The 13,488-nt window shown below is 45.4% G+C and carries 13 protein-coding genes; 9 read left to right on the forward strand and 4 right to left on the reverse strand.

Features of this window, described 5'->3' with window-relative positions:
* Window positions 1-215 precede the first annotated feature (215 nt).
* The 9 genes from AHMF7605_RS03710 (at window position 216) to AHMF7605_RS03745 (ending at window position 7,664) form a co-directional block, all read left to right on the forward strand.
* Window positions 216-1,094, forward strand: a complete 879-nt coding sequence (locus AHMF7605_RS03710; protein WP_106926568.1) for a helix-turn-helix domain-containing protein — start codon at window positions 216-218, stop codon at window positions 1,092-1,094.
* A gap of 85 nt (window positions 1,095-1,179) precedes the next feature.
* Window positions 1,180-1,776, forward strand: a complete 597-nt coding sequence (locus AHMF7605_RS03715; RefSeq protein WP_106926570.1) for a DapH/DapD/GlmU-related protein — start codon at window positions 1,180-1,182, stop codon at window positions 1,774-1,776.
* A 47-nt stretch (window positions 1,777-1,823) separates the two neighbouring features.
* The gene (locus tag AHMF7605_RS03720; RefSeq protein WP_106926572.1) at window positions 1,824-2,948 is read left to right on the forward strand and encodes an alpha/beta hydrolase; all 1,125 of its coding nucleotides are present in this window, start codon (window positions 1,824-1,826) and stop codon (window positions 2,946-2,948) included.
* 22 nt (window positions 2,949-2,970) lie between these two features.
* A complete protein-coding gene (locus AHMF7605_RS03725) occupies window positions 2,971-3,456 on the forward strand; it encodes a cupin domain-containing protein (RefSeq protein WP_106926574.1) in 486 nt (161 codons plus the stop codon).
* Window positions 3,457-3,624: 168 nt separating this feature from the next.
* Window positions 3,625-3,966 (forward strand): cyclophilin-like fold protein, encoded by a 342-nt coding sequence (locus tag AHMF7605_RS03730; protein ID WP_158267448.1) that lies wholly within the window; start codon window positions 3,625-3,627, stop codon window positions 3,964-3,966.
* Window positions 3,967-4,128: 162 nt separating this feature from the next.
* Window positions 4,129-4,530, forward strand: coding sequence for a (R)-mandelonitrile lyase (locus tag AHMF7605_RS03735; RefSeq protein ID WP_106926578.1), 402 nt, complete (start codon window positions 4,129-4,131; stop codon window positions 4,528-4,530).
* A gap of 252 nt (window positions 4,531-4,782) precedes the next feature.
* Entirely contained in the window at window positions 4,783-6,651 is a 1,869-nt protein-coding gene (locus AHMF7605_RS03740; RefSeq protein WP_199200190.1) for an alpha-L-rhamnosidase-related protein, read from the forward strand.
* The gene (locus tag AHMF7605_RS30105; protein WP_199200191.1) at window positions 6,639-7,166 is read left to right on the forward strand and encodes an alpha-L-rhamnosidase C-terminal domain-containing protein; all 528 of its coding nucleotides are present in this window, start codon (window positions 6,639-6,641) and stop codon (window positions 7,164-7,166) included. The genes AHMF7605_RS03740 and AHMF7605_RS30105 overlap by 13 nt, the downstream gene beginning before the upstream one ends.
* Window positions 7,167-7,445: 279 nt before the next feature.
* Window positions 7,446-7,664, forward strand: coding sequence for a hypothetical protein (locus AHMF7605_RS03745; protein ID WP_106926580.1), 219 nt, complete (start codon window positions 7,446-7,448; stop codon window positions 7,662-7,664).
* Window positions 7,665-8,044: 380 nt separating this feature from the next.
* Here the strand turns inward: AHMF7605_RS03745 and AHMF7605_RS03750 are convergent, their stop codons facing one another.
* From AHMF7605_RS03750 to AHMF7605_RS03765, 4 genes are all read right to left on the reverse strand, one after another.
* A complete protein-coding gene (locus AHMF7605_RS03750) occupies window positions 8,045-8,596 on the reverse strand; it encodes a carboxymuconolactone decarboxylase family protein (protein WP_106926582.1) in 552 nt (183 codons plus the stop codon).
* A 12-nt stretch (window positions 8,597-8,608) separates the two neighbouring features.
* Complete coding sequence (locus AHMF7605_RS03755; RefSeq protein ID WP_106926584.1) at window positions 8,609-9,166, reverse strand: carboxymuconolactone decarboxylase family protein; 558 nt, start codon at window positions 9,164-9,166, stop codon at window positions 8,609-8,611.
* Between the two features lie 278 nt (window positions 9,167-9,444).
* Window positions 9,445-10,713, reverse strand: a complete 1,269-nt coding sequence (locus AHMF7605_RS03760; RefSeq protein ID WP_106926586.1) for an MFS transporter — start codon at window positions 10,711-10,713, stop codon at window positions 9,445-9,447.
* A gap of 4 nt (window positions 10,714-10,717) precedes the next feature.
* Window positions 10,718-13,486, reverse strand: coding sequence for a TonB-dependent receptor (locus AHMF7605_RS03765; RefSeq protein WP_106926588.1), 2,769 nt, complete (start codon window positions 13,484-13,486; stop codon window positions 10,718-10,720).
* Window positions 13,487-13,488: the final 2 nt, after the last annotated feature.

Here is a 13,488-nt window from a genome sequence, read left to right on the forward strand (position 1 = left end):
CAGAATTCCAACTCGATAAAGACGATTACGCCTAATCCCGATGCTTTTACATAAGGTACGAATAAATAAAAACTAGCCGGAGCAAATACAGATTTTTTAAAGCAATATGATAAAAATAACTTTTGCGTTCGTTTCAGGTACTTTAGGATGGCGCATCAGCGAGGAATCAGTATAAAAATCAGATAGAATTAATTTGATTTCCTTAACTTTGTCCCATGGAAAATAAGGTAGTGCGTGCGGTTTCAGATTTTAATTCTGAGTTGAAGCTAAAAGGTTTTAATGTGTTTCAGATAGAAAGCGACGGGGCGGCTACCCGCATTTACAGCCGCAAGGACTTTTATAAAATTTGTCTGACTACCGGTAAAAGCGCCATCCACTACGCCGACCGGAGTTTTGAAGCCGAGGGCACGGTTTTGTTTTTTGGCAATCCGCATATTCCTTATTCCTGGGAAACCATTTCTACCAGCTATGTAGGTTATACCGTGCTTTTTTCGGAAGAATTTTTAAAATTATCCGACCGCTCCGAAAGCTTGCAACATTCCCCTTTTTTTAAGATCGGCGGTACTCCTATTATAAACATCTCAGAACAGCAGCGCGATTTCCTGAACACCATCTTTCAAAAAATGATGGAGGAGCAACAAACGGATTACGCTTATAAAGACGATCTTATCCGGAATTACATCCACCTGATTATTCACGAAGCCTTAAAACTGCAACCTTCGGAAAACTACGACCAAAACAAGAATGCGGCTTCCCGCCTTACCGCGGTATTTCTGGAGCTTTTGGAAAGACAGTTTCCGGTAGAAACCACCGACCGGCCCTTGCAGTTAAAAACGGCCCAGGACTACGCCAATAATTTACATGTGCACGTCAATTACTTAAACCGGGCCGTAAAGGAAGTAACCGGCAAGCCTACTACCGCCCACATCGCCGAACGCATTATTAGTGAAGCAAAAGCGCTTTTGCAGCATACCAACTGGAATATTTCGGATATTGCTTATGCGCTGGGCTTTGAATACCCTACTTATTTTAATAATTACTTCAAACGGATAACCGGGACTAACCCCAAATCGCTGCGGGCACAGGAAGTTTGAAATTCTTAATTATCCGTTTGATTTTTATTACCCACCCGGGTAATGGCTGACGTACCTTTGCCGTGTATTAAGAAATACAGGAGCAATGGAAAAGTTAGAAGAACAAAATAACTTAAATCATAACGGAAGCGGCATTTTTAGAAGAATGCAAGCCGGGGAGCCCATTCGTCTGGACGATCCTGAATATCCACAAATACAGGAAATCGTTTCCCGTACCATCCAGCTGTCCGCAGCCCTTAACTCTTCTACGGACGTTAACCAAATCCGGGAGCGATTGAGCCAAATTATTGGTAGTGAACTGGATGAAAGCACAACTATTTTTGCTCCCTTTTACACCAATTTTGGCCGGTTTACCCAGCTAGGCAAAAACGTATTTATCAACCATGCCTGTTCTTTTTTAGACATGGGTGGCATTACCCTGGAAGACCACGTGCTACTAGGACGAAAAGTAAACCTCATCACCGAGAACCATCCTTTAGATCCTGCCAACCGCAGAGCGCTTATTTGTAAGCCAATTGTCATTAAACGCAATGCCTGGATTGGGGCGGCGGCTACCATTTTGCCCGGCGTAACCATTGGGGAAAACGCAGTTGTGGCGGCCGGAGCCGTGGTTGCTAAGGATGTTCCGGCGAATACCGTGGTAGGCGGTATTCCTGCCAAATTCCTTAAAACAATAGAATAATCATTTACTGTTCAACCATATCGGCCGGACCAATTAATTTAAAAATCATGAAAAGAATATCCCTTTTAGCCCTTGCGTCCCTGATGCTTTGGGAACAGGCTTATGCCCAAACCAAACAAAATGGAAAATCAGAAAAAACAAAAACAATGATAAAGACCCAAAATAAAGATTATTACACCTTTCAGTTAAGCGACAAAGTTACCCGGCAAGCCGTTACCTACAAAAACCGTTACGGCATTACGATTGCGGCCGATTTATACTTGCCCAAAAATCGGGGCAATGAACCTTTGGCGGCCCTAGCCATTAGCGGCCCGTTTGGGGCAGTAAAAGAACAAGCCTCCGGACTATATGCCCAAGCCATGGCCGAACGGGGTTTTGCTACGCTCGCGTTCGACCCGTCTTATACCGGGGAGAGCAGTGGCGAACCGCGTAACGTGGCTTCGCCGGATATTAATACCGAAGATTTCAGTGCCGCCGTGGACTTTCTGGGTCTGCAACCTACAATTGACCGCAACCGCATCGGCATCATCGGGATTTGTGGCTACGCGGGCATGGCTCTGAACGCAGTAGCCGTGGACAAACGCGTGAAAGCGGTGGCCACCACTAGCATGTATGATATGTCGCGGGTAATGGCCAAAGGCTATTTTGATAAGCTGACTTTAGAAGAACGCACGAAAATGCTGGAACAAATAAGCCAACAACGTTGGGCCGATGCCGCGAAGGGAACCCCGGCTCCATCCACCAATAATCTACCGGAAAAGTTACAAGGCAACGAACCTCCATTCGTCGTGGATTATTTTAATTATTACAAAACGCCCCGCGGTTTTCATCCCAACTCGGTTAACTCCAATGGCGCCTGGACAGCTACCAATCCGCTATCGTTCATGAATATGCCGCTGCTGACGTACCTCCCAGAAATCTCTCCCCGGCTAATTTTACTCATTGCCGGTGAAAAGGCCCACTCCCGGTATTTCTCAGAAGAGGCTTACCAAGCTGCCGCCGAGCCCAAAGAGTTAGTAATTATCCCCAATGCCAGTCACGTGGACTTATACGACCAAACTAACGTAATTCCGTTTGATAAACTAACAACCTTCTTCACCGAACACTTGAAAGCGGGTAAGCCGGCGCCAAAAGAAAAAACACCCGCCTATGGTTCAGCCATTGGAAAATAAGCAAAATTTAAAATAATTAATTATGAAAAATTACATGTTAGTCATTTTGGGTATGGTAACCTTGTTCAGCATCAATTGTGAGGCCCAGGTAAAAAAACAATCCGCTTCCCCTAAAACAAATGCTATTTTCCCGAAAGGAGAATTAGGCCCAGCAGAAAACTTTACCGGTAAGGCCTGGGCTTACAGCTTAGTTCCGAACGACACTACTTACAACACCTTAATGGGCAATGTCTATTTTGAACCGGGCGCCCGCAGCAATTGGCATATTCATCCGGCCGGGCAAATACTGGTAATTACCGATGGCGTGGGTTACCACCAGATAAAAGGCCAGCCCCGGCAAACCATCAAAAAAGGAGATGTAATAAAATGCCCGCCTAATGTCATGCATTGGCACGGCGCCAGCCCTGATACCGGATTGCAGCAACTGTACATCCTTCCGAATACCGAAAAAGGAATTGTGAAATGGTTGCACCCCGTTACAAACGAAGAATACAGTAATGCTAATTAAAGAATAGCCTAGGAAAGCTTAACTGTTAGGAAACATTTACTATTAATTATTTTCCCTCTTTTATTCTTTTCTGCAAGTTTTGCCTCATGTGATAAAGACGGCTCGGCACCCGGTAATCCAAACGTAGCAAACAATAACAACAACAATCCTAACCCAACTGGCAGGCAAATGAGAATAAAAATTGGTACCCGTACTTTTACCGCCATCCTGTACGGTAATGCTACGGCAACCGCCTTTAAAGCTTTGTTGCCTTTAACTTTAAATATGAGTGAGCTGAATGGTAACGAAAAATTTTTTGATTTAGCAGCCAGCCTACTGGTTAACGCCGCTAATCCCGGAACCATTCAAACCGGCGATTTAATGCTGTATGGTTCTAAAACTCTGGTGCTTTTTTACAAATCATTTCCCACTTCTTACAACTACACCAAATTGGGCCGCATTCAGGATGTGGCGGGGCTTACGGCTGCTTTGGGTTCGGGAAATGTTAAGATTACCTTTGAAGTAGAGTAATAATTAAAAAAATTAATAGAAAATATTCCGGGGATAGTGTTGGATCCAGTATTCGTGCCAGTAAGCATCAAGGCAAGTAGCTTACTCTAAAATAAGGAACCTTAGGTTAATGCATAATGATTATTATTCATTAGCAGCTAAAATCAAAAACAAAAAATACCAATGGAAATTAAAAGAATTGGAACGCAGCCTTCAGCGAAAGGACCCGAAGACTGGTTTACCGGTACCGTACGGATTTATTACTTGTTTCAGGCAAATGACCCGGCGCGGGCGGGTGGGGCCCAGGTTACTTTTGAACCGAGTGCCCGAACGGCCTGGCACACACATCCGCTCGGCCAGACATTAATTGTTACCTCCGGTTGCGGTTGGGCGCAGCGCGAAGGTGGCCCCATTGAAGAAATCCGTCCCGGCGATGTCATTTGGTTTGCGCCCGGAGAGAAACATTGGCACGGCGCCACCGCCACTACCGCCATGACGCACATTGCCATTCAGGAAAGTCTTAATGGTAAGCCGGTTGATTGGATGGAAAAGGTCAGCGATGAGCAGTACGGCCATTTTAAATGAAATTTTAATAAGTAGGCCCTCTTTCATTTAGATGGAAGAAGAGCAATTATTTTTGATAATGATTGCTCCTTTTTATGTTATCCCCTTTGGGCACGAATCACCTTGCTATTTTTTAGATTTTTATTCTGGTTAGCAGGCATTCTCTTAAACTAACCCTTCTCTAAGCAGAAATAGGACAAGCCGACAGTACAGGATAGTATTTTTCAATTTATCCTGTTAATTACAAGGTTCCAACTATCTACTAACCTCGTTATGGGAAAAAAATATATAGCCGGTATTTTGCTTGCTTTTCTAGTGCTTTCTGCCCCTTTTTCATTCGCACAAAACATAAACCCGGATATTTTACAAAAACGGTGGCCAGCCTTTTGGCTTACCGTTCCGGATGCATCTCCGGATGGCTATGGCGTGTACCTGTTCCGGAAAACGGTGGAGCTAAACGCCAAGCCAACTACCTTTACTATTCATATTTCCGCCGATAACCGGTACAAGTTATTTGTGAATGAAAAACTGATTTCTTTAGGCCCTGCCCGGGGCGATTTAAGCCATTGGAATTTTGAAACGGTAGATATAGCCAACTACCTGAAAGCCGGTAAAAATATTATAGCGGCCCAAGTCTGGAACGAAGGAGAATACAAACCGGAAGCGCAAATCTCATTTCGGACGGGCTTTATTTTGCAGGGCGCTACCGCTATGGAATCAATTGTAAATACCAACAGCACCTGGAAATGTGCGCGGGATAAAAGTTATGCGCCGTTACAATTTAAGGCCCGGACCTACTACGTAGCCGGCGCCGGTGAAATCCGGAATATGGCCAATCAGCCTAAGTTGTGGCAAAGCATAAATTTTGATGATAAAAACTGGCAAAAAGCGCAGCAAATATTTAATGGTTTGCCCAAAACCCTTCTGGGGCCTTTCGGTACCACGAATGGCTGGATGCTGGTGCCATCCGGCATACCCCAAATGGAATTGAAGGAGGAGCGGTTAACCAAACTCATATCGGCAGAGGGCGGCATAAAAATACCCAAAGGCTTTCCAGTGCAAAAAACCGCCATTTCCGTTCCCGCCAATTCGTCCGTTACCATCTTATTAGACCAGACTCATTTAACCAATGCCTACCCAAACCTGTTTTACAGTGGTGGCAAAGGCGCCGCTCTAACGGTACGGTACGCCGAAACCTTATTTGCCAAATTTCCGGTTAAAGGAAACCGGAACGAAACCAAAGAGATGCAATTCTTCGGTCGGGCCGATAGCGTTATCTCGGATGGTACTACTGAACAAAAATTTACGTCCTTAACCTACCGGACGTACCGCTATGTGCAATTGAAAATTGCAACCCAAACTCAGCCTTTAATCATAAATGATTTTTACGGCACGTTTACGGGTTATCCGTTCGAGTTGAAAGCTTCCGCTACAACAAGCAATGAAGAAATAAATAAAATACTCAACATTGGCTGGCGTACCGCCCGGCTTTGCGCTACCGAAACCTACATGGACTGCCCCTATTACGAGCAGTTGCAATACATCGGGGATGGACGCATCCAAGCCTTAATTTCCTTATACAATACGGGCGATGACCGGTTAGTCAAAAATGCCATTAACCAGGCCGACTTTTCCCGGCAGCCGGAAGGTGTTACGTTAAGTCGCCACCCTTCTTACACCCCACAGTACATTCCCACCTTCTCGTTGTGGTACATCGGCATGTTGCACGATTACAGTCGCTATGGTTCGGATACGGAGTTTGTAAAAAGCAAAATAGGCGGTACGCGCCAGATTCTGGATTATTTTAAAAGTTATCAGCAAGCCGACGGCTCTTTAAAAAATGTGCCCCAATGGATGTTTACTGATTGGGTAGATAACAAAGAATGGAAATTCGGGACAGGCCCCATGAGCGCCAACGGTACCTCCGCCATGTTAGATTTACAATTACTGTGGGCCTATCAATTAGCCGCCGACCTGGAAACAAAATTTGGTACCCCGGCATTAGCGGAACAATACGAAAAAACCATCACCCAATTAAAAATACCATCACCCAAAAGTACCTGGACCAAGAGAAAAAACTGTTCTCCGACCGGGAAGAAAAAGATGTTTTCTCGCAACATACTAATTCTTTGGCGATACTGACCGGTATAGTCACCCAGACCGAAATGCCCGCTCTGGCGCATCAATTACTCACTAACCCCAACCTGGCTCCGGCCTCTATTTATTTTAAATTTTATTTACACCAGGCCTTAATCAAAGCCGGCTTAGGCAACGATTATTTAAAATGGCTAAATAAATGGCGCGAAAACATCCAAATGGGCCTAACCACGTGGGCCGAAACGTCTGATTTAGCAAAAACCCGTTCGGATTGCCACGCTTGGGGAGCCAGCCCGAATATTGAGTTTTACCGCACCATTCTGGGAATTGATAGCGATGGATCAGGATTTTCAAAAGTAAAAATTGAACCGCATCTAGGTGAAATCACCAACATCGGGGGAACAATCCCGCATCCGCAAGGTAAGATCTCAGTTAATTATAAATCAGAGAAAAATAAGTGGAAAGTTGCCATAGACTTACCTAAAACCGTGACCGGTACTTTCGTTTGGAAAGGAAAAAGTTTGCCGTTAAAATCAGGAATTAACCAATTTACGCTGTAAAGGAAACAGGAATTTCCCAAATCGAGTAAAATGTCTCTCTTCGGAGGGGGTAGGATTATAAGTTTAGAACTTTCATTTCGTGAAAGTCCCGAGATAATGTTCTGTAGCAACTGTATCAGTAATTTTTTATGTCAAATTCAAAGCTGCCGTCCGTTTTGTTGCTAGTATTTCATTTGAATATTTTCATGGCTGGCTGTTGTAAAAAATAGTGTTAAATAAGTCTTGTCGGCTTCTTCATTTCAATTTGTTTTTTATTAAAAACCTATCCAAATCAGAAAAATGAATGCCATTAAAAGACGCCAATTTCTTTCCCAAATCTCTTTAGCCGCGGTTGGAGCTGCTATTACAGGTAAAGTAAGTGCCGCCCAGAATGCCCCGGCTTGGCCGACTTATAATTTAAAAAACCGACCTACCATGCGGATTCGTACGGAATTAAAACTTGTTTATAACCGATATAAAACAGAAGTGGAGATGTGGCGCTCTCTCGGAAAGTTTTAAATTTTAAAAAACGAAGGCTGACCGGGCAAAATACATACAGCTAGCCTGCTATAAAAATAAGTAAAGCTTTTACTTAGCTCTGCTTCGGAATTTCGTTATTAGCACTAGCGCCAAAAAAGCACTTCATTACCTAATGGATAAAGAATAGTATTTGTATGATTGATAAAATTATTTTATTAGGTTTCTAACGGTGCATTTCAATTATCCTATAAAGATCTGATTGATTACCTACTGGTTTGATCCTGCTAGAATAACTATATTACAGAGGTTAGGCTTTCTTACAATTCCTATAATTGTCTTCATTTCGAACTTCAGTTTATTACAAACAATTCTAAAGGGCGGCTTTTTCATTTTAAAAATAATTGAAATAAACCTTCCCGCTAAGTGCGTAGGTCAGTAGCCACATACCCCTCCGCGGCCCGTTGGGGAGCCCGGTTCACGTAAAACTGTAAATCAGTAGGCGCCCAGGTAGCCAGGCCATCTACGTACCGGTTGAACATACAAAACGCCGCCGCAATTAAAACTGTATCGTGGATTTCACGGTCGGTAGCACCCAGGTCTCGGGCTTGCTCTATTTGCGCGGACGTTACTTGCTTGCCACTTTGTTGTACACTGCCGGCTATTGCCAGTAAGGCTTTCATTTTGTCTGATAAATCAGCTGCTAGGTAATCTTTTTTAATTTCTTCAATGGTTTGTATATCGCATTGCAGGTAATGCCCGGCCAAAGCGCCGTGCACGTGCTGACAGAAAAAACAGTTGTTGCGATAAGAAACGTACGCGCCAATTAGTTCGCGCTCGCCGCGGGTTAGGGTGTTATCGTCCGACCGGAGAAGCGCTTCGGCCAGGGCGTTTAAAGGTTTAGCGGTATCGGGCCGGTAAGCCATTAGCCCGCGAATGCCCGGTAAATCGTTTTGTAAATCAATGTGCGCCATTTTTTTAAAATTTTAATTATTTGTGGAGCGTTGTGGAGTTACGTAACCGTGTTCGGCTAAGCGCTGCCCCATGGCAACGTACGCGGCATCGTCGGTGGGCGTGAGACTAGCTAATCCATCCACGTAACGGTTAAACATACAAAAGGTGGCGGCAATCAGTACCGTATCGTGGATTTCACGGTCCGTAGCGCCTAAGTCCCGGGCGGCAACAATATCGGCGGGCAGCACGGCTTTACCTAGTATTTGCGTTTTGCCGGCAATGCGTAGCAAGGCTTTTAGTTTGGGGCTAACCGCCGATTGGTTCATATCGGCCAATACCTCGTCTACGTGGTAGGAGTTGTCGGGGCCGTATAAACACCGGGCGGCCGCCGCGTGGCTGTTGCGGCAAAACATACAATTATTTAAATGCGACACGTAGGTTGCTATCAGTTCCCGGTCGGCCGCCGCGAGCGGCGACTCGCCCCGCAACAGCACCTGAGCCAGATCGTACAAATGCTGTCCGGTATCGGGCCGGAACATGACCAGCGAACGAATGCCCGGAACACCTTCCAGAACGTTAATGTGAGCCATAATTATTAACTTTTAAATTCAGTAGATTTGTTTAAAGCCAGAAGTAACTATTAGGGTCTATCATTCCCTAGGAAACTTGTTTGGTGAACAGCATTTTAGAAACAAGCTTCCTAGGGAATAACAGATTTAAAAATTTAGAAATAGAGTAACCAGGTAAGCGATTGATTTATTGTTCTAACAACTATCCTTTAGGTAGCTTTATTGAAAAATAAGATTTTACCGTAAAAACCATCTAGGATTATTTAATTGAAACAAGCTGTTACTGTTTTAGATCAGAATCATTGCTCTGCCTCAGGAGTATATTCCCGTTTATCTTTCAGGAATACAACCACAAGTAATCCTACCAGGAAAACCAGGGAAAACAGAAAAATAGCGTTACCGTAACCACCTAGCGTCGTCACCAATATACCCACCAGCAAGACCGCCGTAGCCGTGAACAAGCGACCAATGTTAAAACAAAAACCCGTGGCCGTAGCCCGAATACCCGTTGGAAATAATTGCGGGATATATACGGCTAAAACGCCCTGGCTTAATCCAAAAAACAAAGCCAGCACCAAAATTTCGGCGTAAATAAGTGGCGTAAAAACCGGATTGGTTTTAAACAAAATAAACGATAGAACCGCGCACACGGCAAAACACAATACGAGAGATGGGCGCTGTCCCAGAAAACGGATGAGCCATCCCGATAAAAAACCACCGGTTAAACCACCCATTCCCAGGAACATCATGCTTAGGCCCCGCTCCTGCGGGGCATCCGTAGCTATCAGGCTTTGTACCCAGGTGGGCAACCACGAAAATATCGCCCACAAACCAATGAGCATGGCGCCAAAAGTTAAAGAACCTAAGAGCAAAGCAGGACGATGCGCGGCCGAAAACAAGGTGGTTAAAGGCGGTGCCGTGTGGTGGTTTTCGCGGCGATAAGCCAGCCATTTATCGGATTCCCGGACGAACCAAATGCCCAGTAAAGCCAGGATTAAAGGCCCTAAACCAATTAAAAAACCGGCTCGCCACGACGTTACCGTGTAATTAAGCAAGCCCGCCGAAAATATCCCCACGGGAAAAGCAATGGACAAAATACCCGTGTAAATGGCCCGGCTGCGAACTGGCCATACTTCGTTGAGCAAGGTAAACGAAACTACCAGTACGCCACCTACCCCAAAACCGCTCAGAAACCGGCTAACCACTACGGTTCCCCAGGTGGGAGCTAACCCCGTAGCAATAGTAAACAATCCGTAAAAGGCAATAGCCAATAGTAAAGCTTTTTTGCGCCCAATTTTATCGCTGATCAGTCCCCAGGAAAAACCACCGAAGGCCCAACCGAAGATAAACAAAGCGTTGATATACCCGCTGATATCGTTGCCGGCGCTAAGGTTGGCTCCAGGCTGCAAATCTTTCATAACTACCGGTAAATAAACCGCCATCAACGTAGAAACGGTACCGCCCAAAGCACTGCTGATAAAACAAAGAACGAACAAAATAGCCCGGTACCGTTGTCCGGTTTGATCCTGACCGGTAGCTACTTGGGAGTTTAATACGGTGGTGTTCATAGCGCTATTTTAAAAGATCGTTGAAAATAATGGACACGTGGTAAATGGCGCCAATGGCCGGCGAACCGTAAGCCTGATACACGCGATTATTAAATAAATTACTGGCCCCCAGCTTGATGGTGGAGTTAGCTTTCACCAGCTTTTTGCTAATTTGGGCATCTACTAAGGAATAGGCTTCGATGCGGCCCGGTCGGTTGCCGTTGAAAGTACCGTACCAGTCGAAAGCACTTTGCCAATGCCAGGCCAAGTTAAAACCAAAATCCCGGATAACGTTGGGGTTGCCTAATGTAAGATTGGTGCTGTATTCCGGAGTGTTAAAAGCGGCAATGTTGTCCCGGTTCGCATTTTTTAAATTAAAATCCGCCCAGGTGACGTTACCGCCCACATTGTAGCCTTTGTTCAGCAAATAAGTAAGCGATAAACCGGCGCCCTGCGCGGATACTTTATCCGGAGCGTTGGTATACAATTGAAAAGCGTGCATCTTCCGGTTCCAAATATCGTTACCCGCATCAAAATTAATTTTACCATCCGGACCGTAAACATTATTCTGGGGCTGAATCACGACGGTATTTAAAAGAAAATCGGTGTAAGAGCTGTAGTAGTAATTAAGATCTACTAATAGTTTGCTGGCCAGGTAACTTTTATAACCTACCTCGAATGCTTTTTGCTGCTCCGGCTTAATGTAGGCCACATCAGACTTTTGCAATAAATTCAGGTTTTCGGCTACGGCCTGCGGAACAGGTTTACCACCCCCTACTGCTGTCCCAACGGCTCCGCTGAAAGCGCCCACCGAAGCCGCCGTAAAAGAATTTTCGTACACATTTAAGCCCCGGCTGTTTTTGGGCGCTCCTCCCAGAATGGTAATCGGTCCCACGTTTAATTTAATAAACTGATCGACGGGAGTGGGATTGCGGAAACCGGTTTGGTACGAGGCCCGGAAATAATGCATCTTATTGATGGCATAAACGCCGGAAAAGCGCGGGGTAAAATTGCCGTCAAAGTTTTCGTTTTTATCGTAGCGCAGCGAAGCCGTAAGTTTTAATTTATCGTCGAATAACTTTTTGGAGGCTTGCACAAAACTGCCGTATTCATTAATGGTAATTTTCTGATTTTTATCGTCGAACAAACTACCGTTGGTAAACATATCGTAGTACCGGAAACTACCCCCGGCTAGTAACTCTACCACCTTGGTAAAACGCGAAAAATCGTACTGGCCTTCGGAGTGGTAGAATTTACTATTACTAAACACGCCGGCCCCGCTTAAACCGTAATTATGAATAGAAGCATCTTTGGCCTGTTTAAAAGAATCGGTACCCGGTAAAAACCGGCCCTGGTCGGCGAAAGCGCGAGCCGCTGGGTGGTTGCCGGCCGTTACCCCGGTGGCGTTGCCGTTAAACGCGTGAGCGTACCGGGTAAACCACATATTGTCAGCTTCTGAAGGGGAAACCGTCTGGCCATCCAGGTTTTGCACCCAGTCGCGGTTAATAAACTGCGCCAGCGAGCGCGTGTTGTAAGAATCGTGGGAGTTTTCGGATACGGCGTAGCTCCGCAGAAAAAAATTGCTACCTTTTAACTCGGCCCGGTGCGTTTGTAAAACTAAGTTATTTAAATCGAAGCGGCTGCTCCCAGTATAACTGGCGGTACCGCGGCCAAAATTATACTGGTAAATGGCTTCCAGATTATTCGAAATCCGGTAATGTACCGCCCCGTTCAGTTTCAGGCTGTATACATTATAATTCATCAAATCTTTTTCTTCGTAACCGGTGCGCGATACCAACCCAATACCTGGCAAGGGTTTCGCCACTTCGTCGCCGTAAATATTTAAAGCATCCCGGCCCGGATTATTGGGACCGCGCTGCGCGGGAACGGTCTGCGCACTTACGTCGGTAAAATTAGTCGCGTACCAATCTACCCCCGACAAATAAGAGGCGTTAAGTTTAAAGGCCAGCCGGTTGTTAAAAGCTTTGGCGTAGCGGGCGGCAAAATCGTACAAACCTTGTGGGTTTACCTCGTTTTCGCCCACGTGGTTCAAGCCGGTTTTGGCTTGCACCGTTAAACCCTGGTAGGTAAACGGATCTTTGGTGCGCATCGACAATACCCCGTTAAAAGCCACCGGCCCGTACAAAGCCGAGGCCGCCCCGGGTATGATTTCTACGCTTTCCAAGTCAATATCGGAAGCACCAAACTGGTTGCCCACCGAAAAATTAAGCCCGGGCGTTTGGTTATCTACCCCGTCTATTAACTGCAAAAACCGGGAATTGCCGGTACTATTAAAGCCACGGGTATTTACCTGTTTGTACGTGATGCTGCTAGTTACGGCATCCACGCCCTTTAAATGTTGCAGGCCATCGTAAAAAGTAAAAGAAGGATTTTCCTGAATCGCTTGCGTCGTCATTTTTTCGATGCTTACCGGCGACTCTAATATCCCTTCGTTTACGCGGCGGGCCGCAAAAACCATTTCGTTGAGCTGCACGGTTTGGGGCTGCAAAGCAATGGTTAGTTCCTGGCTGGCCGTAGTAACGGCAACTATTTGCCGTTCAAAACCCACCGACGATACTACCAAGTTAAAAGGCAGCTTTATTTTTGGCACCGTTAAATTAAATGCACCTTCCCGGTTGGTAATGGTGCCAATCAATTTATCTTCCACGGTAATACTTACTCCCCGCAAAGGTTCTTTAGTAGCGGCGTCGGTAATGGTGCCGGTTAGTTGGGTATCCTGGGCAAATAAGGAAAAAGAGAAAAAAGTGAAATATAGTAGTAGGATTGTTTTCATTT

It is taken from the genome of Adhaeribacter arboris (assembly GCF_003023845.1).
Taxonomy (GTDB): Bacteria; Bacteroidota; Bacteroidia; order Cytophagales; family Hymenobacteraceae; genus Adhaeribacter; species Adhaeribacter arboris.

Excerpts from the sequence above, each read along its gene's own strand:
- AHMF7605_RS03760 (WP_106926586.1), bottom strand. The coding sequence starts at position 10,713 with ATGAACACCACCGTATTAAACTCCCAAGTAGCTACCGGTCAGGATCAA.
- AHMF7605_RS03735 (WP_106926578.1), top strand. The coding sequence starts at position 4,129 with ATGGAAATTAAAAGAATTGGAACGCAGCCTTCAGCGAAAGGACCCGAA.
- AHMF7605_RS03755 (WP_106926584.1), bottom strand. The coding sequence starts at position 9,166 with ATGGCTCACATTAACGTTCTGGAAGGTGTTCCGGGCATTCGTTCGCTG.
- AHMF7605_RS03715 (WP_106926570.1), top strand. The coding sequence starts at position 1,180 with ATGGAAAAGTTAGAAGAACAAAATAACTTAAATCATAACGGAAGCGGC.
- AHMF7605_RS03765 (WP_106926588.1), bottom strand. The coding sequence starts at position 13,486 with ATGAAAACAATCCTACTACTATATTTCACTTTTTTCTCTTTTTCCTTA.
- AHMF7605_RS03745 (WP_106926580.1), top strand. The coding sequence starts at position 7,446 with ATGAATGCCATTAAAAGACGCCAATTTCTTTCCCAAATCTCTTTAGCC.
- AHMF7605_RS03740 (WP_199200190.1), top strand. The coding sequence starts at position 4,783 with ATGGGAAAAAAATATATAGCCGGTATTTTGCTTGCTTTTCTAGTGCTT.
- AHMF7605_RS03720 (WP_106926572.1), top strand. The coding sequence starts at position 1,824 with ATGAAAAGAATATCCCTTTTAGCCCTTGCGTCCCTGATGCTTTGGGAA.
- AHMF7605_RS03710 (WP_106926568.1), top strand. The coding sequence starts at position 216 with ATGGAAAATAAGGTAGTGCGTGCGGTTTCAGATTTTAATTCTGAGTTG.
- AHMF7605_RS03750 (WP_106926582.1), bottom strand. The coding sequence starts at position 8,596 with ATGGCGCACATTGATTTACAAAACGATTTACCGGGCATTCGCGGGCTA.
- AHMF7605_RS03725 (WP_106926574.1), top strand. The coding sequence starts at position 2,971 with ATGAAAAATTACATGTTAGTCATTTTGGGTATGGTAACCTTGTTCAGC.
- AHMF7605_RS03730 (WP_158267448.1), top strand. The coding sequence starts at position 3,625 with ATGAGAATAAAAATTGGTACCCGTACTTTTACCGCCATCCTGTACGGT.